This window comes from Pontimicrobium aquaticum (assembly GCF_005047595.1).
GTDB lineage: Bacteria > Bacteroidota > Bacteroidia > Flavobacteriales > Flavobacteriaceae > Pontimicrobium > Pontimicrobium aquaticum.
In genome coordinates this window covers 390,740-415,460 of record NZ_SUPL01000003.1, presented here as the reverse complement: position 1 = coordinate 415,460, position 24,721 = coordinate 390,740, and the positions used below count along the sequence as shown (strand labels likewise).

General features: G+C 33.1%; 23 protein-coding genes. 16 read left to right on the top strand and 7 right to left on the bottom strand.

What is annotated here, in order from left to right:
- Positions 1–139: 139 nt before the first annotated feature.
- The 3 genes from E5167_RS07615 to E5167_RS07605 form a co-directional block, all read right to left on the bottom strand.
- A complete protein-coding gene (locus tag E5167_RS07615) occupies positions 140–658 on the bottom strand; it encodes a RidA family protein (RefSeq protein WP_136842717.1) in 519 nt (172 codons plus the stop codon).
- 177 nt (positions 659–835) lie between these two features.
- Positions 836–1,930 (bottom strand): alanine racemase, encoded by a 1,095-nt coding sequence (locus E5167_RS07610; protein ID WP_136842715.1) that lies wholly within the window; start codon positions 1,928–1,930, stop codon positions 836–838.
- Entirely contained in the window at positions 1,923–3,098 is a 1,176-nt protein-coding gene (locus E5167_RS07605; protein WP_136842713.1) for an MFS transporter, read from the bottom strand. Before E5167_RS07605 ends, E5167_RS07610 begins: the two co-directional genes overlap by 8 nt.
- A gap of 84 nt (positions 3,099–3,182) precedes the next feature.
- On the opposite strand from E5167_RS07605, the gene E5167_RS07600 reads away from it, so the two are divergent.
- The 3 genes from E5167_RS07600 to E5167_RS07590 are packed head-to-tail and all read left to right on the top strand — an operon-like array spanning position 3,183 to position 6,316.
- Positions 3,183–3,779: a SprT-like domain-containing protein gene (locus E5167_RS07600; RefSeq protein WP_136842712.1), complete on the top strand. Its 597-nt coding sequence runs from the start codon at positions 3,183–3,185 to the stop codon at positions 3,777–3,779.
- 3 nt (positions 3,780–3,782) lie between these two features.
- Positions 3,783–4,862 carry a mannose-1-phosphate guanylyltransferase gene (locus E5167_RS07595; protein WP_136842710.1) on the top strand — a complete coding sequence of 360 codons (1,080 nt, stop codon included), beginning with the start codon at positions 3,783–3,785 and terminating at the stop codon, positions 4,860–4,862.
- 2 nt (positions 4,863–4,864) lie between these two features.
- Positions 4,865–6,316 carry a DUF389 domain-containing protein gene (locus tag E5167_RS07590; protein ID WP_136842709.1) on the top strand — a complete coding sequence of 484 codons (1,452 nt, stop codon included), beginning with the start codon at positions 4,865–4,867 and terminating at the stop codon, positions 6,314–6,316.
- On the opposite strand, the gene E5167_RS07585 is transcribed toward E5167_RS07590, so the two are convergent.
- Together E5167_RS07585 and E5167_RS07580 are read right to left on the bottom strand one after the other, a co-directional pair.
- The gene (locus tag E5167_RS07585) at positions 6,317–7,084 is read right to left on the bottom strand and encodes an ABC transporter ATP-binding protein (RefSeq protein WP_136842707.1); all 768 of its coding nucleotides are present in this window, start codon (positions 7,082–7,084) and stop codon (positions 6,317–6,319) included.
- Positions 7,084–7,821 carry an MlaE family ABC transporter permease gene (locus tag E5167_RS07580; protein ID WP_136842705.1) on the bottom strand — a complete coding sequence of 246 codons (738 nt, stop codon included), beginning with the start codon at positions 7,819–7,821 and terminating at the stop codon, positions 7,084–7,086. Before E5167_RS07580 ends, E5167_RS07585 begins: the two co-directional genes overlap by 1 nt.
- Positions 7,822–7,930: 109 nt before the next feature.
- Here E5167_RS07580 and pafA point away from each other — a divergent pair, with 109 nt between their 5' ends.
- Positions 7,931–9,595: an alkaline phosphatase PafA gene (pafA, locus tag E5167_RS07575; RefSeq protein ID WP_136842703.1), complete on the top strand. Its 1,665-nt coding sequence runs from the start codon at positions 7,931–7,933 to the stop codon at positions 9,593–9,595.
- On the opposite strand, the gene yihA is transcribed toward pafA, so the two are convergent.
- Together yihA and E5167_RS07565 are read right to left on the bottom strand one after the other, a co-directional pair.
- Entirely contained in the window at positions 9,592–10,197 is a 606-nt protein-coding gene (gene yihA / locus E5167_RS07570) for a ribosome biogenesis GTP-binding protein YihA/YsxC (RefSeq protein WP_136842701.1), read from the bottom strand. The two genes, pafA and yihA, sit on opposite strands and share 4 nt — an antisense overlap.
- A gap of 10 nt (positions 10,198–10,207) precedes the next feature.
- A complete protein-coding gene (locus E5167_RS07565; RefSeq protein ID WP_136842699.1) occupies positions 10,208–10,972 on the bottom strand; it encodes an alpha/beta fold hydrolase in 765 nt (254 codons plus the stop codon).
- Positions 10,973–11,276: 304 nt separating this feature from the next.
- Between E5167_RS07565 and mraZ the strand changes: the two genes are divergently transcribed.
- The 12 genes from mraZ to ftsA all read left to right on the top strand — a co-directional run bounded on the left by mraZ (position 11,277) and on the right by ftsA (position 24,693).
- Positions 11,277–11,741, top strand: coding sequence for a division/cell wall cluster transcriptional repressor MraZ (mraZ, locus tag E5167_RS07560; protein ID WP_136842697.1), 465 nt, complete (start codon positions 11,277–11,279; stop codon positions 11,739–11,741).
- Positions 11,728–12,624, top strand: coding sequence for a 16S rRNA (cytosine(1402)-N(4))-methyltransferase RsmH (gene rsmH, locus E5167_RS07555; RefSeq protein WP_136842696.1), 897 nt, complete (start codon positions 11,728–11,730; stop codon positions 12,622–12,624). The genes mraZ and rsmH overlap by 14 nt, the downstream gene beginning before the upstream one ends.
- Positions 12,624–12,944, top strand: a complete 321-nt coding sequence (locus tag E5167_RS07550; RefSeq protein WP_136842694.1) for an FtsL-like putative cell division protein — start codon at positions 12,624–12,626, stop codon at positions 12,942–12,944. The genes rsmH and E5167_RS07550 overlap by 1 nt, the downstream gene beginning before the upstream one ends.
- Positions 12,945–13,008: 64 nt before the next feature.
- Positions 13,009–14,973, top strand: coding sequence for a penicillin-binding protein (locus E5167_RS07545; RefSeq protein ID WP_136842779.1), 1,965 nt, complete (start codon positions 13,009–13,011; stop codon positions 14,971–14,973).
- Entirely contained in the window at positions 14,970–16,433 is a 1,464-nt protein-coding gene (locus E5167_RS07540) for a UDP-N-acetylmuramoyl-L-alanyl-D-glutamate--2,6-diaminopimelate ligase (RefSeq protein WP_136842692.1), read from the top strand. The genes E5167_RS07545 and E5167_RS07540 overlap by 4 nt, the downstream gene beginning before the upstream one ends.
- Positions 16,434–17,675 (top strand): phospho-N-acetylmuramoyl-pentapeptide-transferase, encoded by a 1,242-nt coding sequence (gene mraY / locus E5167_RS07535; RefSeq protein WP_136842690.1) that lies wholly within the window; start codon positions 16,434–16,436, stop codon positions 17,673–17,675.
- The gene (murD, locus tag E5167_RS07530) at positions 17,675–19,009 is read left to right on the top strand and encodes a UDP-N-acetylmuramoyl-L-alanine--D-glutamate ligase (RefSeq protein ID WP_136842688.1); all 1,335 of its coding nucleotides are present in this window, start codon (positions 17,675–17,677) and stop codon (positions 19,007–19,009) included. The genes mraY and murD overlap by 1 nt, the downstream gene beginning before the upstream one ends.
- Entirely contained in the window at positions 19,009–20,205 is a 1,197-nt protein-coding gene (locus E5167_RS07525) for an FtsW/RodA/SpoVE family cell cycle protein (protein ID WP_136842687.1), read from the top strand. The genes murD and E5167_RS07525 overlap by 1 nt, the downstream gene beginning before the upstream one ends.
- The gene (gene murG, locus E5167_RS07520) at positions 20,206–21,303 is read left to right on the top strand and encodes an undecaprenyldiphospho-muramoylpentapeptide beta-N-acetylglucosaminyltransferase (protein ID WP_136842685.1); all 1,098 of its coding nucleotides are present in this window, start codon (positions 20,206–20,208) and stop codon (positions 21,301–21,303) included.
- A complete protein-coding gene (murC, locus tag E5167_RS07515) occupies positions 21,300–22,652 on the top strand; it encodes a UDP-N-acetylmuramate--L-alanine ligase (RefSeq protein WP_136842683.1) in 1,353 nt (450 codons plus the stop codon). The genes murG and murC overlap by 4 nt, the downstream gene beginning before the upstream one ends.
- Positions 22,653–22,689: 37 nt before the next feature.
- Positions 22,690–23,361 carry a cell division protein FtsQ/DivIB gene (locus E5167_RS07510; protein WP_239021962.1) on the top strand — a complete coding sequence of 224 codons (672 nt, stop codon included), beginning with the start codon at positions 22,690–22,692 and terminating at the stop codon, positions 23,359–23,361.
- Positions 23,362–23,364: 3 nt separating this feature from the next.
- The gene (ftsA, locus tag E5167_RS07505) at positions 23,365–24,693 is read left to right on the top strand and encodes a cell division protein FtsA (RefSeq protein ID WP_136842679.1); all 1,329 of its coding nucleotides are present in this window, start codon (positions 23,365–23,367) and stop codon (positions 24,691–24,693) included.
- The last annotated feature ends 28 nt before the right edge of the window (positions 24,694–24,721 follow it).

Below are 24,721 nucleotides of genomic sequence, written 5' to 3'. Positions count from 1 at the left end.
ATCGTTTAACTGTTTTATGCACGGCTTGTTGCAGAAAATCAGTCATGGTTTTTCCGCTGTAAAACGAAGATGGCAAATTACAATGAATTCCGATTAGGAATTCAGGCGTAATGAGCTTTACCCGTCTTAAGTTTGACTTTTATTCAGATTTATGCACTTCAAGTTCGATTTCAACCATAAATTCAGGTAACGCCAATCCTTTTACTTCAAGCCAAGAACCTGTTGGAAATCCGTTTTTATAAATTTCAGCTCGGTAGGCTGATTTTTCGAGCATTTGTGCCATATCTGTTGTGAAAATATCTTCTTTTACCACATCGTCAAATGTGCAGCCAAAGTGTTTTAATATTTTTTCCAAGTCTGAATAACAATTTTTTATTTGTTGTTCCAAGTCGCCAATTGCAGTTGGATTTCCTTTATCGTCCATACTCACTGCTCCAGATATTTTAATGCTGTTTCCAATTCTTACAGCGTGTGAATATCCGTATGCCTTTTCTACTTCTGGTCGTAACAGAAAATATTCAGGTTTTTCAGATTCAATTACTATTTCTTTTTCAGCTTCTTTTGTTGCTTCCTTTTCTTTTTGTTCACAACTTTGCAATGCAAATGCCAACGCAAAAATTGTTACCATTATAGTCAGTCGGTTGATTATTGTTCTCATAATTTTGATTATTTAGTGCCTATTTTGGTCGGTTTTCGGCTATCCCGATTTATATTGAGTTTCGTTTTTTAGTATGACGCACAATGCGATGATATGCAATGTTTCAATGTTATATGTCAGACGTTAACGAAGTCAGCTATTTTTAAGTATAAAATCAATACGTAGTTCTACGTATAATTAGAGGTTTGCCATCATCATGGTTATTTCCTTGTCATCTATAGTTTTATAACGCTTCATCAAGTCAGCAGTCATACAACTATGTACAGGTAACACTAAAAGCGTATCGCCAACGGTATAATGATGTAAATCACTTTCAGGAACTTTTACAATACCGTGTTCTTGTGAAATACCACGAACATAAGTATTTGCTATAAGCTTATTCCAACCGTTATCCGATTTTTGAGCAACATTTCCATAAATAGTTCCAAAGGCATCATCTTCCATACGGTCTTTAGATAAGTGAATGCCGCCACCATAAATAACCACTTCGCTTTGTTTGGGATGTATGCCAACAATGGGACATTCTAAAGCTACAGCAATATCATTCACATTACACGACCCAATTTGCACTTGCATTATATCGTAAAAGGCGTAATTACCTGGCCGAATTTCGTCAATACCATCAAAATTTTCAGCGACACTACAACTAGGTGTGTCACCATACGACGCTATAATATTTGGGTAGTGTGATTTGTACTGATTTTTTAAGCTAACTAATTTCTTTTTTGCTTCTTCATGTACGCTAATAATATCTGTTTTACTTCTACATTTATAGGTTTGTCCTGCATGCCCTAAAAACCCAATAAAGTTGAGTTTGTCGCTGTTTTTTGAGGTTTTTAAAAGTGCATCAATACTTTCGGTGTCATAGTGCAATAATCCAGCTCTATTGTTGCCAATATTTATTTTAATATAAAAATTAACAGGGTGTTGTAAGTGTTTTTTTAAGAATTTTAAACTTGTTTCTGATTCTATTAATACGTTTAATGTAATGCTACTCGCTAAGTTATTAATGGTATCAATTTCCAAAATATTTACAGGAAAGGCGACTGTGATATCATTCCATTCTTTAGAGAAATAATTAGCCATGTCTAACGAGGAGGTTGTAATTTTAGTAACTCCAACATCTTTAAACCATCTACCAATTTCTAACGATTGGTGTGTTTTAAAATGAGGTCGAAGCTCTACATTAAACTGTTTTGCACGTTCAGCCATAAAAGTGATATTGGCTTTGCATTTGTGTTCGTCGAGCAATAAGGTGGGTTTGCTAATCATGTGTTATTGATTTTCTAGATAAGGCTATAAGACCTAAAATTGGGCCTAAAGCTAATATCATATATAAGAAACTTGAATTATATTTTAAATGTAAGTAATTTAATAACTGAATACTAATTATTGTAATTGCAAACCCAATACAATTTACTATGGTTAATGCTGTGCCTTTATACTTAGGTATGGCATTTTGTGCAACCAATGTTGAAAATAATGGCGAATCTGCAATAGCGACCATTCCCCAAAAAACCAAGAAGCTGAGTAGTATAAATTCTGAATTAGCTGAAATTACAAAAGGGGACAATAAACAACAAATACAGGATAATAATAAAGCGGTAAAAGCTACTTTTTTTGTTTTAAAAATTGATGATAAATAGCCTCCTAAAGCGCATGATAGTCCTCCAACGCCAATAATTATAAATGACCAAAGCGAAATATTTAAAGTTGATTCAAGATGATTTCTTTTATAGATGCTTAGTATCACAGGAACAAACGTCCAAAAAGCATATAGTTCCCACATATGTCCAAAATATCCAAAGGCTACTGACCGAAACTTTGAGTTTTTAAAGTTTTTTAACCATGCATTTAATTTTAATTTCTGACTCGGATTTCTATAAGATCCATCAGGAACAAATAAAAGCATAAGCAAACCACCAATGAGTGCTAATAACGATATGAAAATAATTACATATTGCCATGAAAAACCAAAAGAATAACCTTTTAATAAATGGGGAAATGCAGTTCCTAAAACCAAGGCGCCAACTAGGAAGCCAAGTGATTTTCCTAAGCCTTTGTCATAATAATCGGCTGCTATTTTCATACCTACAGGATAAATACCAGCAAGAAAAAATCCAGTACAGTATTTTAAGGTGAGCAAAGTTGTTAATGAGTTGTTTTCTAAAATAGTTCCTAAATTAAACAGGGAGGCAATTAGTGCACAAAAGAAAAATACTTTAGATGGCGAAAACCTATCTGAAATAGTTAACAAGGCAAAAACTAATGTACCACAAATAAACCCTAGTTGAACTGTAGATGTTAAATGCCCTAAAGCACTTTCGTTTAAATCAAATGTTGAAATCAATACTGCCATTACACCATTTCCAGCAAACCATAATGAGGTGCAGCAAAATTGTGAGAACACAATTATTGGAAGTATTATTTTTGATTTCATTGATAAGGAAGCGAAAGCTATTTAGGCTTACTAAAATAGCAGTTTTATTATGTTAGAGCAATTTAAAGATATATTTTTGTCTTAATGAGAGATAAGTTAAAAAACTATATACCTGATACAGCATTACCTAGGGTGCTTAGGCTGTTAGAGCATGATCATTTGGTTGTAAAAGTAAAGAATGAGCGTAAAACACGTCATGGTGATTATAAACGATTACTTAACGGTGAGCATCAAATTACCGTAAACTCAAATTTAAATCAATATAGATTTTTAATAACCTTATTGCATGAAATAGCCCATTTTGAAACATATGAAGAATACGGAAAAAACATTAAGCCACATGGAAAAGAGTGGAAATACATGTTTCAACAAATTATGCTGCCATTTTTAAATCCAGATGTTTTTCCAAGCAATTTATTACCACTTTTAGCAACACATTTTAAAAACCCAAAAGCGAGTAGCGATAGTGATGCTAATTTAGCATTAGCTTTAAAACAATATGATGAGCCAAATGGGAAAACCTATGTTTTTGAAGTGCCTCTTGGAAGTACCTTTAAATTGCATAATAAACGAATATTTAAAAAAGGAAATAAGCGTGTAAAACGTTTTGAATGTGTTGAGGTTAATACAGGAAAGTTGTATCTTTTCAATCCGAATGCAGAAGTTGAATTATTAGATTAATAGATGAATAAAAACAATTATGCCATTTTAATGGCAGGAGGAGTAGGGTCACGATTTTGGCCAGTAAGTACCCAAGAATTTCCTAAACAGTTTCACGATATGTTAGGAACAGGAGAAACCTTAATTCAAAGAACCTTTAGTCGCTTATCCAATATCATTCCTGAAGAAAATATCTTTATTCTTACCAACAAACGTTATAACGATTTGGTGTTTGAACAATTACCAAAAGTAACTAAGCGTCAAGTAGTGTTAGAACCTGCAATGCGCAATACAGCGCCTTGTATTTTGTTTGCAGCATTAAAGATTCAAAAAGAAAATCCAAATGCCGTAATGATTGTTGCACCAAGTGACCATTGGATTGAAGATGAAGCAGCTTTTACCGAAAATGTACAACAAGCTTTTGATTTCTGTGCATCAAAAAATGCATTGATGACCTTAGGTATAAAACCAACGTTTCCAAACACAGGTTATGGTTATATTGAGTATAATAAGACTACTAATGAAGAAATAAAAAGCGTCAACCAGTTTAGAGAAAAACCTGATTACGAAACCGCAAAATCTTTTTTAAAACAAGGAAATTTTCTATGGAATGCAGGTATTTTTATGTGGAGTGTTAATAGCGTTTTAGAAGCTTTTCAATATAATCAACCAGAATTATTTAGCTTGTTTGAAAAAGGAATAGATGTCTATAACACCGATTTTGAAGATGATTTTGTAAGAGATAATTATGGTAAAGCCGAAAATATTTCAGTGGATTATGCCATTATGGAAAAGAGTAATAATGTTTATGTGTTACCAGCAACCTTTGATTGGAATGACCTTGGTACTTGGGGAAGTTTATATGATAAGATTGATGAAGGAAAAGGAAACAATGCTGTAGTAAATGCAAGGCTATTAAGTATGGATTCCTGTGGAAATATGATCTACTCTGAAAAAGAGAAAATTGTTGTTATAGAAGACTTAAAGGATTTTATAATTGTTGATAAAGACGAAGTTTTGCTTATCTTTCCAAAAGAGAAGGAACAAGATATTAAAGCTTTACGAAAAAACGTAAGTGATAAATTTGGGAATAAGTATGTGTAAGTATGGAAGAAAATAAGTTCAATTTTACTGATGAAGAGCAAAAAGATCAGCAAAAAGCTGTAGAAGAGCAAAAGGAAGCTATTGTTAAAGATGCAAAAGGTTTAGTTAGTAACTCAAAAGAATTTTTGTTTGAAGTTTTTAGTTTTAGAAAAGATACAGACCGTGATGCAACCATTGATGCTATAAAAGCAGATATTCCATTTAAAGGCGCAACTGCTTGGATTTTAATTTGTTCTATCATGGTGGCTTCTGTTGGACTTAATGCCAACTCAACTGCAGTAGTAATTGGAGCCATGTTAATTTCACCATTAATGGGGCCAATTTTAGGAGTTGGATTATCTATTGCCATTAATGATATTGATACGCTTCGTAAATCACTCATCAACTTAGCTGTTATGATTGTGCTAAGTTTATTGACTGCTTTTTTGTTTTTTTGGCTATTTCCGCTTAGTGAAGATACCTCGGAATTATTAGGAAGAACACGTCCTGATATTCGAGATGTACTCATTGCCTTTTTTGGTGGCTTAGCATTAATTATTGCGCGAACAAAAAAGGGAACCATCGCTTCAGTAATTTTTGGTGTGGCCATTGCAACAGCCTTAATGCCGCCTTTATGTACAGCTGGATACGGATTGGCTAAAGGTAATTGGAGCTATTTTGGAGGAGCAATGTATCTTTTTAGTATCAATACAGTATTTATAGCTTTAGCAACATTTTTGGTTTTAAAGCTATTGCGTTTTCCAATGCTGCGTTATGCAAATTCTGCCAAAAGAAGAAGAATTGCTAAACTCGCAGGTTTATTGGCACTTATTGCTATGATTCCTGCAGGATGGACATTTTATAATGTTTGGGGAGAAAGTAAGCGGGAAAATGATTATAAACAATTTATTGCTAATGAAATTGACTCTAACGAATCACTTTGGTTACAACGTGAAAAATTAGACCCAGATAATAAAAGAATTACATTATACTTTAACGGTGAAATTACTGAGGCAACAGAATCTGATTTACGTAATGAGCTCAACAAGTATAGTAACATTAAGGATTTTGATCTTGTTATTAATGGGAATAAAAATGTTAGTGCTGAACGTTTAATGGATTTGTATGATAGAGCACTTATTACTATTGAAGAGCGTGATAGTCTTTTATTGTTGAGGCAAAAAGAAATAGATAGTATTAAGAGTCAATTTGCAGAAAAAAGTAATATTCTAGATGCTAATGATTTTACATCTTTAGCAAAAGATGCTAAAATTCAATTTACTGATTTACAATATTTTGGATACGCTAAGATGTTGGCTTCATCAGATTTTAGAAAAGCCGATACCGTTGCTATTGCAAATGTTAGATGGAATACCTCGCTTACAGATAGTATAATGGCTGCAAAAGAAGTAGAACTAAGTAATTGGCTAAAACAAGAATTGAAATTAGAAAATGTAGTAATTAAACGAAATTAATTATTGCTTTTCTTCAAGGTACATTTTTCGAACTTTTTTAAATAACTCTGATGAGTAAACAAAATCGGTTACGGCTTTATTGTCTGTTTTAAAAATGGTGTCTTTAGAGCCTTCCCATTCCTTAAGCCCATATTGTAAGAACACTATTTTTTCACCAATTTCCATTACGGAGTTCATGTCGTGAGAATTTATTACAGTAACAATGTTGTATTCATCCGTAATTTCTTGAATAAGATTATCAATAACGATAGCTGTTTTTGGATCTAACCCTGAGTTAGGTTCATCGCAAAACAAGTATTTAGGATTGTTAACTATGGCTCTGGCAATGGCAACACGTTTTTGCATACCTCCTGATGCTTCACTCGGCATTTTATAATGGGCATCATCAAGATTAACACGTTTTAAAACAAAATCTGCTCTGTCCTCCATTTCGCTTTTACTCATTTTAGTAAACATTTGTAATGGAAACATAACGTTTTCTTGAATGGTCATAGAATCAAATAGAGCACTACCTTGAAAAACCATGCCTATTTCGGCTCTTAAATCTCTTTTTTGGTCTTCGGATAGCTCAGAGAAAATTTTACCATCGTACGATATTGTCCCTTTTTCATACGAAAACAATCCTAATAAACATTTTATAAATACAGTTTTACCAGATCCACTTTGCCCTATAACCAAGCTAGTTTTTCCTTTTTCAAAAAACGTATCAATGCCTTTTAAAATATGAGCATCACCAAACGACTTATGTAATCCTTTTACCTCAATCATTAGCCTAAAAGCATGTCAGTTAATATATAGTTTAATAGTATTATTACGACGCTCGTCCATACAAACGATGTTGTACTTGCTTTGCCGACTTCCAGAGCGCCACCTTTCATATAGTACCCATGAAACGATGGAATTGTTGCTAAAATAAAAGCAAAGACAAATGTTTTAAGAAAAGAATAGGTCATATGGAAACCGTCAAAATCCATTTGCACACCAGTTATGTAATCTTCAAGAGTTGTATAGCCTCCATAAACACAAGCTGCCATACCACCTAAAATGCCTAAAAACATGCCTATGGCAATCGCAAAAGGATATAGCATCATAGCAACAGTTTTTGGGAAAACCAGATAGTTTAATGAGTTTATTCCCATTACTTCTAAAGCATCTATTTGTTCTGTAACTCGCATAGTTCCTATGCTAGAAGTGATAAACGAACCTACTTTCCCAGCCATAATGATAGAAGTAAAAGTTGGTGCAAATTCTAAAATAACCGATTGTCTTGTAGCAAAACCAACTAAATACCTCGGAATTAAAGGATTGGTAATGTTAAGTGCTGTTTGAATCGTAATAACACCACCAACAAAAAAAGATATAAAAGCAACAATACCTAGCGATCCAATAACAAGATCATCAATGTCTTTTAAAATTAAACCTTTCATAACCGACCACTTGGTAGGCTTGCGAAACATTTCTTTAATCATTAAAAAGTAAAGACCAATATTGTTTATATATGTCATATTCAATTTTGTTACCGCTAAAGTAAAAAATACAATCATTATTTAACGCCTAATAAACATAAGAATTATTAAAAAACGTATTTTTGATACTTTGATAAAATAATTTAAAATGAAGAATTGCCTGTTATTTATATTGAGTGTTACGTTAAGTGTTTCAAGTGTTGCGCAAGTACAAACAAATAGGAATGAAAAAATCGTTACCCATAAAACTAAAACAAAACTAGTTGTTGGGATTGTAGTTGACCAAATGCGATATGAGTATTTAACAAGGTTTCAAGATAAGTTTGGAGATGGTGGGTTTATGAGAATGATTAACGATGGATTTAATTGTAAGAACAATCATTTTAATTATGTGCCTACTTATACAGGGCCAGGACATGCTTCGGTATATACAGGAACAACACCTAAATATCATGGAGTAATTTCTAATAGTTGGTACGATAAAGTAAGTAAAAAGTATGTGTATTGTGCAGGTGATGATACCGTTGCTTCAGTTGGAACTGAAGATACATCTGGACAAATGTCACCGCAAAGAATGAAAACGACCACTTTTGCAGATGAAAATAGATTGTTTACGCAAATGAGAGGGAAATCTATTGGAATTTCTATTAAGGACAGAGGTGCAATCTTACCAGTAGGACATACGGCTAATGCTGCATATTGGTTTCAAGGAAAATTAGAAGGTAATTTTATATCTAGTACGTTTTATATGACTGACTTACCTAACTGGGTAAAAACATATAATAAGAGTAATAGTGTTTCAAAGTATATGAAAGTGTGGAATACACTTTATGATATTTCAACTTATGTTGAAAGTGGTAGTGATTTAAATGATTTTGAAGGTGGATTTAAAGGAAAGAAAACTGCAACATTTCCTTATGACTTAAAAGTTTTAAGTGCCAAAAATGGAGGTTTCGACATTCTCAAGTCTACACCTTATGGAAATAGTATTGTGGCAGATTTTGCTATGGCAGCTATAGATGGCGAACAATTAGGAAAAGACAATATTACAGATGTATTAGCAATAAGTTTTTCTAGTACAGACTATGTCGGTCATAATTTTGGAGTTAATTCTAAAGAAGTACAAGATACTTATCTACGTTTAGATAAAGATTTAGAGCGTTTATTTAACGCATTAGATGAAAAAGTTGGCGAAGGAAATTATATCGTTTTTTTAACAGCAGATCATGGAGCAGTGCATGTGCCTTCGTATTTAAAAAGTGTAAAAATTCCAGCAGGTTATGTAAATTCAACTGAAACAAGAGCAAAATTTAAAGCCTTTTTAAATGCTAAGTACAATTCTGACGAATTAATAGAAAGCATAAGTAACAATCAAGTGTTTTTAAACAGAATGAAAATAAAAGAACTTGGCTTAGATTTGCACGAGATACAAGATGCAATTGTTAACGAAATTATTACTTACAATGGAGTCGATAAGGCTTATACTGCTTATGCTATGACAAATATGTCTTACAGTTCTGGAATTGAAAAATTAATTCAAAATGGTTTCAATCAAAAACGCTCTGGAGATGTAATTTATGTGAACGATCCAGCAACTATATCATATAGTGTTACAGGTTCAACTCATGGTAGCGGATTTAATTATGATACACATGTACCATTGCTTTTTTATGGGAATGGAATAAGTAATGGTAGTACAATGGCCTATACCAGAATTATTGATATTGCGCCAACCATATCTTCGATATTAGGAATTAGTCTGCCAAATGGAAGTACAGGACAGCCAATACAGCAAGTTTTTAAAGAAAATTAATGTTTGTTTAAATTATTGTTTATTGAGTCAATGTATGCTAATAATTCATCTCGCCCAATTTTTTTAGAAGCAGAGGTAATGAAGTAATTAGGCATCTCTTCCCAAGTTTCTAAAAGAATATTTTTATATGACTCTATATGGTTTTCAATAGCCTTGGGTTTTAATTTATCAGCTTTTGTAAAAATAATTGAAAACGGAATCATGTGTTCTCCTAGCCACTGCATAAATTCTAAATCAATAGGCTGAGGGTCATGCCTTATATCTACTAATACAAAAGCAGATACAAGTTGTTTGCGTTTTTCAAAATACGTAGTAATAAATTTTTGAAATACTTTTTTTGTTGATTTAGAAACCCTTGCATAACCATATCCAGGTAAATCAACCAAATACCAATTTTTGTTAATGAGGAAATGATTTATAAGTTGTGTTTTTCCAGGTCTTCCTGATGTTTTAGCTAAGCTTTTTCGTTCAGTGAGCATGTTTATTAATGAAGACTTGCCAACATTACTTCTGCCAATAAATGCATATTCAGGAATATTATTGTTTGGACATTTAGCAACATCTTGGTTACTAACTATAAATTCAGCAGACTTTATGTGCATTTCTAAAAATTTAGAATTCTCTTTTTTTCAACCAATCAAAAAGAAGCTTGTTAAAAGTATCTGGATGCTCCATCATGGCAGCGTGACCGCATTTATCAATCCAAAATAGGTCTGAGTCTGGTAATAAGTTATGAAATTCTACAGCAACTTCAGGAGGTGTTACAGTGTCGTTTTTGCCCCAAATGATACATGTTGGTGTGTGCATTTTTGGCAAGTCTTTAGCCATATTATGTCGTATGGCACTTTTTGCAATAGCTAATGTTTTAATAAGCTTATTTCGATCATTTACCGTAGCGTAAACTTCATCTACAATCTCTTTAGTAGCTACTGCAGGATCATAAAAAACGTCTTGTGCTTTTTTCTTTATAACTTCGTAATCACTACGTTTGGTGTAGCCACTTCCCATAGCGCTTTCGTAAAGCCCTGAACTTCCAGTTATGACCAAAGCTTTAACTTTTTCATGAAACATTTTGGTATGATATAACCCAATATGACCACCTAAAGAGTTGCCTAACAAAATAACATCATTGTAGCCTTTAAAGTCAATAAATTCCTTTAGGTATTTTGCAAAACTTTTAACATTGGTTTTGAGTAAAGACATACTATAAATAGGGAGTTCCGGAATTACAACTTTATAGCTATGTTGACTAAAAAATTCAGTAACGCCATCAAAATTACTTAAACCACCCATTAATCCATGAAGAATGATTATAGGTGTGCCTTCTCCTGCTTCTATATAGCTGTAATCTCCTTCTTTTTTTAAAGTATGAGCCATGTTATAGTCGTGGTTTCTCTGTTTGGCAAATCTACATAAATTTATTTTAAAAGTTAGGAATAGACAACATTCAATATCTGCCTAAAAAAACCATCTGTTTTTAATGACTAATTAGCAAATGTTGATTAAACTTTTATGTTCTTTAACTTATTGATATTCAGTTTTAATCAGAGATAAATTTTATGTGTTTCATCGAATTTAGTGCTATTTGGAGGGAATTTATTAACAAAGTGGTAAAAAGTGGCAAAAAGTGGCAAAATTTTTATTAGATTTGGAACTTATATACAAATACGTAAGCAAATACTTGAATTCACTAATTGGAACATACGAATGTAAAATCGACTCAAAAGGAAGATTGATGTTGCCTTCTGCTTTTAAAAAGCAGTTGTCTAGTGTGATGCAGGAAGGTTTTGTGTTAAAACGAGCTGTATTTCAGTCTTGTTTGGAATTGTATCCAATGAGTGAGTGGGGAGTTTTAATGCAGAAGGTAAACAAGCTAAATCGTTTTAAGAAAAAGAATAACGATTTTATTCGTCGTTTTACAGCAGGTGTGAAATTTATTGAACTAGATGCTTCAGGGAGGTTGTTGGTGGCAAAAGATTTAATTGCATTTGCAGGTATGTCAAAACACATTGTAGTGTCTTCGGTTGGAAATATACTTGAGATTTGGGATAAAGAGAATTATGAAAAAGCTATTGATGATGCAGTTGTGGACTTTGCGGATTTAGTTGAAGAAGTTATGGGTCAAGATGAAGATGGAATATCATAAACCAGTTTTATTAAAGGAAACAGTTGACGGTTTAAATATTAGAGAAGATGGTGTTTATGTCGATGTTACATTCGGTGGAGGTGGACATAGTCGTGAAATTTTAAGTCGTTTAGGTGACAAAGGAAAGTTAATAGCATTTGATCAAGATCAAGACGCTCTTTTAAATATAATAGTTGATAGCAGATTTACGCTTATAAATGAAAACTTCAGGTATCTCAAGAGGTTTCTGAGGTTTCATGGCGTAAAGAAAGTGGATGGGATTTTGGCGGACTTTGGTGTGTCGTCGCATCAATTTGATGAAGCAGGTCGTGGGTTTTCAATTCGTTTTGATGCAAAGCTAGATATGCGAATGAATCAGCAAGATGAGTTGTCAGCATTTCATGTAATCAATGAATATGATGAAGTGGTTTTGCGGAAAATATTCTGGGAATATGGTGAGTTAAGACAAGCTCCAGGGTTGGCAAGAACAATTGTAGCAGAGAGAAAGCAAGGTCAAATAGAAACAACAGAGCAGCTTAAAAACGTATTGAAAAAATATTTACCACCAAGAAAGGAAAATAAAATTCTAGCCCAAATCTATCAAGCTATAAGAATAGAAGTGAATCAAGAGATTGAGGCTTTAAAGGAATTTTTAACACAAGTTCCAGAATTATTAAATCCAGGAGGTCGTTTAAGTTTTATCTCTTATCACTCACTCGAGGATAGATTGGTAAAACGATTTATTAGAAATGGGATGTTTGAAGGGGAACCGGAAAAAGATGTGTTTGGGAATTTTGAGGTGCCTTTAAAGAGAATAGGAAAGTTAATTGTGCCAACACAAGAAGAAATAGAAATAAATAACAGAGCAAGAAGTGCTAAACTTAGAATAGCAGAAAAGATCTAATGGCAAAAAAGAAGTTTTATAACATATTAAAAGGAACTTTTTTAGTAAGTGATGATTCGTTTAAAAATTGGCGAATGATCATCTTCTTGTCGTTTTTGGCTGTTGTGATGATTGCAAGCTCGCATAGTGCAGATAGAAAAGTGCATGAAATTGCAAGACTTAATGAGGAGGTTAAAGCGTATAAGTCTATAATGGCTGAGGTCAAGAAAACACATATGGAGTTAAAAATGGAATCTACCATTAGGCAAAAACTAGCAAATAAAGGGGTGTTGCCTTCTGCAGAGCCACCAAAAAAGATAAAAGTTAAATCACAAGATTAAAAGTTCAATTTTGGCAGTAACCGAGAAGAACATATTAAAACGATTGTATTTTGTAGCAGGATGTATGTTCATCTTCGCTCTACTAGTGGTGTTTAAACTTGTTAATATTCAGTTTGTACAAGGAGAGCAATATAGAGGTTTGGCTGAGAAAAGAACTTTAAAAACGGTTGATATTCCAGCTAACAGAGGTAATGTGTATTCGGCTGATGGAAGCTTATTGGCAACTTCAGTTCCTAAGTATGACATTAGGATTGATGCATTAACACCTACTGCTAAAAATTTCAAAAAATACTTAAAGCCTTTATGTGATTCGCTTGCAAAATTTCATGGAAAAACGTCTGGTCATTATCAAAAAGCAATCAGAAAGGCAAGACAAGATAAAAATAGATACTTTTTATTGGCTCGAAATCTTGGGTATTCTGAATATTTAAGATTTAGAGGGTTTCCTATGCTCAATTTAGGAGCATTTAAGGGAGGGTTGATTGTGGAGCAAAAAACAAAGCGAGAGCATCCAATGGGTGGTATTGCTGAACGCTCAATAGGATATGAAAGATTTGATGAAGATGGTAATGTGACTAGAGCTGGAATAGATGGTGCTTTTGGAGAACAATATTTACGTGGTGCTAATGGCAGACGATTAAAGCAGCAAATTGGAAAAGGACAATGGAAACCTGTAAGTGATGCTAACGAAGTTGAGCCACAAGATGGTTACGATGTTTATACAACTATTGATGTAAATATTCAAGATATCGCACATCATGCTTTACTAGAGCAATTAGAAAAATACAAGGCAGATCATGGCACAGTAGTGGTTATGGAAACCAAAACAGGTGAAATTAAAGCTATATCAAACCTTGGAAGAAATACTAAAGGCAAATATTATGAGCGTTTAAACTATGCTGTTGGTGAATCGCACGAACCAGGATCTACATTTAAGCTTATGGCGTTGGCAGTAGCTTTGGAAGATAAGGTAGTTGATACCTCTACTGTTGTTGATACCGAAAATGGCATTTTAACATTTTATGGAAAAAAAGTTAGGGATTCTAAAAGAGGGGGTTATGGTAAAATCTCTGTAGCAAAAGCATTTGAGGTGTCTTCAAATACAGGTATTGTAAAGGCAATTCATAATAGCTATAAAGATAATCCCAAAAAATTTGTAGATGGTTTGTATGATATGAATCTGCAAAATACTTTGGATTTACCAATAATCGGCGAAGGAAAGCCTGTGATTCCTGATCCAAGAATTAAAAATGGACTGTGGAGTGGTATTGCCTTAGAGTGGATGGCTTACGGTTATAATGTAAAAGTAACGCCATTACAAGCTTTAACATTTTATAATGCTATTGCTAATGATGGTGAAATGGTTAGACCTCGATTTTTGAGAGAAGTAAAAGAGTTTGGAAATACAATAGAATTTTTTGATAAACAAGTCATTAATAAAAATATTTGCTCTAAAGAAACGGTAGCCAAGTTGCAAAAACTGTTAACAAATGTTGTTGAAAAAGAACATGGCACAGGAAATGGATTGTACGCCGAAAATTTTTCAATGGCTGGAAAAACTGGAACAGCGCAAACCGAATATTGGATGCCGGATTGGGATGAGAATAAGCGCTATATATCATCTTTTACAGGGTATTTTCCTGCGGAAAACCCTAAATACTCATGCATTGTAGTTATTCATAAACCAGATGTAAGTGTAGGTTATTATGGTGCTGATGTATCTGGTCCTGTTTTTAAAAAAATTGCTCAAAAAATATATACAGATACACCAATAATTGATGCTATTGAAGATTTAGAAGAAAAGCATGTGTCGGTAGAAAGAAGTTATGAGACTTATTATGATGTAGCTAAGACCTATAAAACAATAATGCCAGACTTAAAAGGAATGCCAGCAATGGACGCCTTGGTGTTACTGGAAAATATGGGAATGAAAGTACGATTGCAAGGTATGGGAAAAGTGGTGAAGCAATCTGTCACATCTGGATCAAAATTAAAACCAAAACAAACAATAGTTCTGGAATTATCATGATGGAGTTAAAAAACATACTGTATAAAGTAACCCTCGATGTTGTTGTGGGAGATACTAGTGTGTCTATAAACAACATTCAGTTCGATTCAAGAAAAGTGTCTAAAAATGATGCATTTGTAGCAATAAAAGGAACAGTGGTAGATGGTCATGATTTTATTGAACAAGTCATAGAAAAAGGTGTTAATACTGTTGTTTGTGAACAAATTCCTGAAATTACGATTGAAGGTGTTACGTATGTAAAAGTTGATAACACATCAAAAGCATTAGCAATAATGGCATCTAATTATTACGGAGTGCCATCCGAGAATTTACGTTTGGTTGGAGTTACTGGAACTAACGGTAAAACTACAATTGCATCATTATTATATCAGCTTTTTAAGAAAGCTGGTTATAAAGTAGGCTTATTATCTACAGTGAAAATTTTAGTGGATGAAAAAGAATATAAAGCCACACACACAACTCCAGATTCGTTAACTATAAATAAGTATTTAAGTGAAATGAATGATGAAGGCGTTGAGTTTTGCTTCATGGAAGTAAGTTCTCATGGTATTCATCAATCACGTACTGAGGGGCTTCATTTTGAAGGCGGAATTTTCACCAATCTTACTCATGATCATTTAGACTATCACGACACCTTTGCTGAATATCGTGATGTAAAAAAGTCATTCTTTGATAAGCTACCAAAATCAGCATTTTCATTGGTTAATATTGATGATAAGAATGGAGTAGTAATGCTGCAAAATACAGTTTCTAAGAAATATACCTACGCTCTAAAAAGCTATGCTGATTATAGAGCTCAAATTTTAGAGAACCAGTTAAATGGTTTGTTCTTAAAAATCAACGGCAATGAAGTATGGGCAAGATTAATAGGCAATTTTAATGCTTATAATTTGCTGGCAATATATGGAGCAGCAGATTTATTAGGTTTAGAAAGTGTTGAAATTCTTCGTCTAATAAGTGAATTGGATAGTGTTAGTGGAAGGTTTCAGTATTTAATTTCAGACGAAAAAATCACAGCTATTGTTGATTATGCACACACACCAGATGCTTTAAAAAATGTATTGGAAACCATCAATAGTATTCGTACTAAAAACGAAGCGCTTATAACGGTTGTTGGTTGTGGAGGTGATAGAGATAAAACCAAGCGCCCAAAAATGGCACATATAGCATCAGCGTTAAGTGATAAAGTCATTTTTACCAGCGATAACCCAAGAACTGAAAATCCTGAACAAATTATTGACGACATGGAAGTTGGTGTACAGCCACAAAACTTTAAAAAAACAATGTCGATAGTAGATAGAAATCAAGCAATTAAAACAGCGTGTCAGTTAGCAAATGCAAACGATATCATTTTAATAGCTGGAAAAGGGCACGAGACATATCAAGAAATAAATGGTGTGAGAACCAATTTTGATGATTATAAAATAGTTGAAGAATTTTTAAAACAATTGCAAAAATAGATGCTGTATTATTTATTTGAATATTTAGAAAAAGAATTTCAGTTTCCTGGAGCATCCTTGTTTGGGTTTTTATCCTTTAGAGCAGCTATGGCTATAATTTTATCATTGTTAATTTCTACTATTTATGGGAAGCGCATTATAAGATTCTTACAAAAAAAGCAAGTAGGAGAAACGGTTAGAGATTTAGGTTTAGAAGGACAAGCTGAAAAAGCCGGAACACCAACCATGGGTGGAATTATCATTATTCTGGCTACTTTAATTCCTGTATTTCTTTTAGCAAAACTTGATAATATTTATATCATCTTATTATTAATTACTACAGTTTGGATGGGGATTATTGGATTTATTGATGATTACATTAAAAAATTCAAAAATGATAAAGAGGGACTTAAAGGTAGGTTTAAAATATTGGGTCAAGTAGGATTGGGCCTTATCGTTGGTGCAACATTATATTTTAGTGATGATGTTACTATAAAGGAAAAACTGCCTATCGCTCAACAGCAGGAATTACTTGCTGAAAATCCAAACATTGCACCTTCAAAATTATTTGAAGAAGAAATTAAATCAACCAAAACAACCATTCCTTTTGTAAAAGGAAATGAGTTTGATTATGCAAGTTTAATTACTTGGCTAAGCCCTAGTTTAAAACCTTATGCTTGGGTAATATTTATTCTAGCTGCTATTTTTATTATTACAGCAGTGTCAAATGGTGCAAATCTAACAGATGGTATTGACGGACTCGCAGCAGGAACATCAGCAATCATTGTTTTGACACTTGGAATTTTTGCTTGGGTTTCTGGTAATATCATTTTTTCAGATTACCTAAATATTATGTACATACCACGTGTTGAGGAAATTACTATTTATATCGCGGCTTTTGTTGGTGCTCTTATTGGGTTTTTATGGTATAACACTTATCCAGCACAAGTGTTTATGGGTGATACAGGGAGTCTAACCATTGGAGGTATTATAGCTGTAATTGCTATTGCAGTTCGTAAGGAATGGTTAATTCCTCTGTTATGCGGCATCTTTTTGGCAGAAAACTTATCGGTGGTCATGCAAGTAAGCTACTTTAAATACACAAAGAAAAAATTTGGTGAAGGCAAGCGCATTTTTAAGATGTCGCCTTTGCATCACCATTATCAAAAATCAGGATATCATGAAAGCAAGATTGTAACACGGTTTTGGATTATTGGTATTCTGCTAGCCATCCTTTCAATAGTGACCTTAAAAATTCGCTAATGAAAAGGCTGGTAATATTAGGTGCAGGTGAAAGTGGTGTTGGTACAGCACTTTTAGGGAAGGAGAAAGGATTTAAAGTGTTTGTTTCTGATAAAGGAAGCATAAAAGAGAAATATAAAGAAGTTCTTATACATAATGAGATTGAATGGGAAGAAGGAAGGCATACAGAATCTAAAATTCTAAATGCTGATGTTGTAATGAAAAGCCCTGGAATTCCGGATAAAGTAACTTTAGTACAAAAGTTAATTGCTAATAATGTTTCGATTATTTCCGAGATTGAATTTGCATCACAATTTACTAAAGCAAATATTATTGGTATCACAGGAAGCAATGGTAAAACAACTACTAGTATGTGGACACATCACATCCTTAAGCAAGGAGGTTTAAAAGTAGCCATGGGTGGAAACATAGGTGATAGTTTTGCAAAGCAAGTGTTAGACTCAAATTATGAACATTTTGTTTTAGAGTTGAGTAGTTTTCAATTAGATGGAATAAAAACATTTAAACCGCACATTGCTATTATTACAAACATTTCTCCTGATCATTTAGATAGATACGATTACAAGTTTGAAAACTATATTGCTTCAAAATTTAGAATAGTGATGAACCAAACAAAAGATGATTACTTGATTTATGATGCCGATGATGATGCTATTACAAGTTATCTAAAATCACATTCTGTTCAATCAACATTATTGCCATTTTCTTTAACAAAGAAATTGGAACAAGGAGCTTATTTAGAAAATAATAATATAAAAATAACAATTGATAATAGCCAAATAATTATGTCAACAGCAAACTTAGCTTTAGAGGGAAAACACAATATTAAAAACGCAATGGCAGCATCAACAGTTGCACATTTGCTTAAAATTAGAAACCACACATTACGTGAAAGCCTTGAAAACTTTCAAGGTGCCGAACATCGTTTAGAAAATGTGCTACGTATTAACAAAGTACAATACATAAACGATTCAAAAGCAACTAATGTTAACGCAACATATTTTGCTTTAGAGAGTATGGAAGCGCCAACCGTTTGGATTGTTGGAGGCGTAGATAAAGGCAACGATTATAAACAATTGTTTCCGTTTGTAAACGAAAATGTGAAGGCTATTATTTGTTTGGGCGTTGATAATAAAAAGCTTTTCGAAACATTTGAAAACATGGTAGATATTATAGTTGAAACTCAATTTATGAGTGAAGCAGTTAAAATAGCCTACAAGATTGCCGAAGCAGGAGACAACGTTTTGTTATCTCCAGCTTGCGCAAGTTTTGATTTGTTTGAGAGTTATGAAGATAGAGGTCGTCAATTTAAAGATTCAGTAAGAAAACTATAATGCAATTATTGTTTAACAACTTAAAAGGAGATCGATTAATTTGGGCTATTGCAGCATTACTTGCAATATTCTCATTTCTTCCTGTATATAGCGCTGCAAGTAATTTAGCGTATATAAGTGGTGATGGCGATACCTTTAATTATTTTGTTAAACATTTTGTGCATTTATTTCTAGGTTTTGCAATAATGTATGGTGTGCACAAGGTGCCATATAGATATTTTCGCGGACTTTCTATGGTTATGATTCCTGTAGTTTTAGTGTTGTTGGCTGCTACAATGTTTCAACCTGAAACCTCCGAAAGTTTAACAAATACAAGACGTTGGATAAAAGTACCAATAGTAGGTTTTACGTTTCAACCATCAACTTTAGCCTCAGTGGTTTTAATGGTATATGTGGCTCGATATTTATCTAAAATTAAGGATAAAACAGTCACATTTAAGGAAACAATCTTACCATTATGGCTGCCAGTGTTTTTGGTTTTGGTCTTAATACTGCCTGCAAATTTTTCAACTACAGCTATTATTTTTACAATGGTAATGGTATTAGCCTTTTTAGGAGGCTATCCTATTAAATATCTATTGCTAATTTTACTATCAGGTGTAGTGGCTTTTTCGTTATTTATTTTAATTGCAAAAGCATTTCCAGACGCTATGCCAAATCGTATTGATACTTGGGCAAGTAGAATAGAAAATTTTGCTAATGGTGAAGATACCGAAGCAGATTATCAAATAGAAAAGGCAAAAATAGCAATCGCATCAGGATACATTAAGGGTGTTGGTCCAGGAAAAAGTATTCAAAAGAATTTTTTACCACAATCGTCATCCGATTTTATTTTTGCAATTATCATCGAAGAATATGGTTTAATTGGCGGACTATTTTTAATGACACTATACTTGTTACTGCTTTTTAGAATAGTAATAGCATCCCATAAAGCCGACACCATTTTTGGAAAACTCTTAGTAATAGGTGTTGGAATTCCTATAGTATTCCAAGCATTAATAAATATGGCTGTTGCAGTAGAATTATTTCCTGTAACAGGACAAACATTGCCATTAATAAGTAGTGGAGGAACGTCTATTTGGATAACCTGTTTGGCGATTGGAATTATTCTTAGTGTAAGTGCAAGAAGACAAGAAATTAAAGAACAAAAGGAAAGAGAAGACAATCCGCTTGAAATTTTAAGTGAAACCATTTAAATGAGTAATTATAAAATAATATTATCTGGAGGAGGAACAGGAGGACATATTTATCCTGCCATTTCAATTGCTAACGAGCTAAAGCAGCGTTTCCCTAATGCTGAATTTTTATTTGTTGGAGCAAAAGATAAAATGGAAATGGAAAAAGTACCACAAGCAGGATACGACATTGAAGGGTTATGGATTTCGGGGATTCAAAGAAAATTGACTTTAAAAAACCTATCATTCCCTTTTAAACTAATTGCTAGTTTATTAAGATCTCAAAAAATAATTAAACAATTTAAGCCAGATGTGGTAATAGGTACAGGAGGTTTTGCTAGTGGTCCACTTTTACAAGTCGCTATTTCTAAAGGAATTCCAAGTTTAATACAAGAACAAAATTCTTACCCTGGAATTACCAATAAAATACTGTCTAAAAAAGCTAACAAAATTTGTGTGGCATACGATGGTTTGGAACGATTTTTTCCAAAAGAAAAAATTGTAAAAACAGGGAATCCAGTAAGGCAAGATTTACTCAGTTTAGATAATAAATCTATTGAAGCTAAAGATTTTTTTGGTTTAAAGCACAATAAAATTACACTACTTGTTTTAGGTGGAAGTTTAGGAGCTAAACGAATTAACGAGTTAATAGTAAAAGAACTTGATTTTTTTCAAGAGCAAAATGTTCAAATTATTTGGCAATGCGGAAAGCTGTATTATCAAGCATATAAAATTTATGATGATATTAAAGATGTACAAGTTCATACATTTTTAAATAGAATGGACATGGCTTACGCTGCTGCAGATATTATTATTTCTAGAGCTGGGGCAAGCTCAGTGTCAGAGTTATGTATCGTAGGTAAACCAGTCATCTTTATACCATCTCCTAATGTAGCAGAAGATCATCAAACTAAAAATGCTAATGCTATTGTTGAAAAAAACGGAGCAGTATTAATTAAAGAAGAAGATCTCGATGTGGATTTTGAGAATAAGTTTTCACAAATAGCCAACTCAAAAGAGAAGCAAGACGAGTTAGGAAGGAATATTAAAGAATTGGCATTAATAAGTGCAACAAAAGATATAGCAGACGAAGTAGAAAAACTATTAAGTGTTAAATGAATTTAAATAGCGTACATAATATCTATTTTATTGGCATTGGTGGCATTGGTATGAGCGCGCTTGCAAGATATTTTGTAGCTAATGGAAAGCAAGTTGCTGGTTACGATAAAACACAAACAGAGCTAACTAATGAGTTAGAAGCTCTAGGAATAGAAGTCCATTTTAAAGATAGTATAGATAATGTATCTAAAAACTTTTTAAATGCTGAAAAAACGCTTGTGGTTTACACGCCAGCTATTCCAGAAGCTCATAGTGAGTTACACTATTTTAAAGAAAACGGGTTTCAAATTTTAAAGCGCTCCAAAGTTTTAGGTTTAATAACTCAAAATACATTTTGTTTAGCTGTTGCAGGAACTCATGGTAAAACTACTACATCAAGTATTTTAGGTCATTTGTTAGCAGAGTGTGGTGTGGAGGTGACAGCATTTTTAGGTGGGATTTCAGAAAATTACAATTCCAATCTTATTTTAAAAGGAAGCAAGGTGTCAGTTGTAGAAGCTGATGAATTTGACCGTTCTTTTTTAACCTTGTCCCCAAATTTGGCTTGCATTACTTCAATGGATGCCGACCATTTAGATATTTATGAAAAGAAAGAAGCTCTAGAAGAATCATTTAAAGATTTCTCTAAAAAAATAAAACCAAACGGAAAGTTGTTTGTAAAAAAAGGACTTCCGCTTAAAGGCATTACTTATGCTGTTGACGAAAAAGCAGATTACTATGCCACAAACATTAGAATTGAAAACGGAAGCTATGTGTTTGATGTAAAAACACCTAGCCAACATATTAAAGATATTTTATTTAACCTACCAGGTAGACATAATTTGTCGAATGCATTAATAGCACTGGCAATGGCTATAGAATTCGGTTGCGCTCCTTATAGCCTTGTCAGTGCATTAGCATCTTTTAAAGGTGTTAAACGCAGGTTTACATACAAAATTAAAACAAACAGCCTTGTTTATATTGATGATTATGCACATCATCCAGAAGAAATAAATGCGGTTCATCAAGCGGTTAGAGAAATGTATCCTAACAAAGAAGTAGTAGTGGTTTTTCAGCCACATTTATTCAGTCGCACAAGAGATTTTATAGATGAATTTGCAGCAAGTTTATCACAATTTGATAAGGTGTTGTTGCTAGATATTTATCCAGCAAGAGAAATGCCTATAGATGGTGTAACCTCAAGTTGGTTACTAAGCAAAATTAACAATCAAAACAAAGCTTTGATTGAGAAAAAAAATATTGCTTTAGAGATTAAAAAGAGTAATGCTCAAATAGTAGTTACTCTTGGTGCTGGAGATATAGGAGTTGAAGTAGATAAAATTAAAGAACAATTGAGTATTGCAAGTTAATTGGAATTACATAAAAGGACTTTTATTAATAGCTTTAGTGAGCTTTGTATTTGTGTTTTCTTCATTTAGAAATAGAGAAAGAAGAATAGAAGATATTAAGGTGAATTTTCTAGGTGATAATAATTTATTCATGACAGAAGCATCGGTTAATAAATTGTTAATACAAAAAGTTAACAGCCTATCAAATATGACTAAAGAAATTTTAGATTTGAATGAATTAGAAAATGTCCTAAAATCTAATCCAATGATCAAAACCGCAGAAGTGCATCTTACTGTAAATGGAGAGGTTAGAGCTGATGTTTTACAGCGAAAACCAATTGCTAGAGTAAGCACAAATGTGTCATATTACATAGATGATGAAGGCACGTTTATGCCTTTATCTACGTTTCATTCAGCGCGTGTGCCTTTAGTAACAGGCCATGTAAAAAAAAATAAACTAGAAAAAGTATATAAACTAGCTGAAAAAGTTTTTAACGATGCATTTTTAAAAATGCATGTTGTGGAAATACATCAAAAGGAAAACGAAACATTTGTTTTGAAAACAAGAGCATTTGATTTTGAAATATGGTTAGGTAATCTAGATAATCTGGAGAAAAAGATAAACAATTTGAAAGCATTTTATCAAAAGGCAAAAAAAGATAATGAACTAACTAACTATAGCATTGTGAATTTGCAGTTTGATAATCAAGTTGTATGTACTAAAAAGTAAAATATGGAGGAGAACAATAATATTTCAGTTGGACTTGATATCGGAACCACAAAAATTGTGGCAATGATTGGACGCAAGAATGAGTATGGGAAGATGGAAATTCTTGGAATAGGCAAAGCTAAGAGTTTAGGTGTTCATCGAGGAGTAGTAAATAATATTACACAAACTACCCAATCAATACAACAAGCAGTACAAGAAGCTGAGGCTGCTTCAGGCATGAAAATTAATGAGGTAACAGTAGGTATTGCAGGACAACATATTAGAAGTCTTCAACATAGTGACTATATAACCAGAGAAAATTCAGAAGTAGTAATTGACGAAGATGATATAGATCGATTAATCAACCAAGTACACAAATTGGTAATGTTACCTGGAGAGGAAATTATCCATGTATTGCCACAAGAGTATAAAGTTGATGGGCAAGCCGAAATAAAAGAGCCAATAGGCATGTATGGTGGCAGACTAGAAGCAAATTTCCATGTAGTTGTTGGTCAGGTATCCTCAATTAGAAATATTGGACGTTGTGTAAAAAGCGCAGGATTAGAGCTTGAAGGTATTACACTTGAGCCTTTAGCTTCAGCTAATGCGGTATTAAGTGAAGATGAAAAAGATGCAGGAGTAGCATTAATTGATATAGGAGGAGGAACCACGGATTTAGCCATTTTTAGAGATGGAATTATTCGCCATACAGCAGTCATTCCTTTTGGAGGAAATGTCATTACAGAAGATATCAAGGAAGGTTGCTCAATTATAGAAAAACAAGCCGAATTACTTAAAATAAAATTTGGTTCGGCATGGCCAGGAGAAAATAAAGACAACGAAATAGTATCTATTCCAGGCTTAAGAGGTAGAGAACCAAAAGAAATCACTTTAAAAAACCTTTCTAAAATTATTCATGCAAGGGTCGTAGAAATTATTGAACAAGTATATGTTGAAATTAAAAACTACGGTCATGAAGAACAAAAAAAGAAACTTATTGCTGGCATCGTTTTAACTGGAGGAGGAAGCCAATTAAAGCACTTAAAGCAGTTGGTAGAATATATTACAGGAATGGATACCAGAATAGGATATCCTAACGAACACTTGGCAGGAAATAGTGATGATGAAGTAACAAGTCCATTATTTGCAACAGCAGTTGGATTAGTAATGGATGGACTAAAACGTCAAGATAAGAAAAGAGCAGAAAGTGCTGCAGAAGCTGCCCTTGAAGCAAATGAAGAATTAGAAGAAAACGAACAAGAACAAACCATTGAACAACCTAGAAAAGAACGAAAAACTTTTCTAGATAAATTAACCGAACGCGTTAAAGATTTTTTAGATAACGCTGAGTAAACTAAAGAAAAACCAGTAAAACTAATTT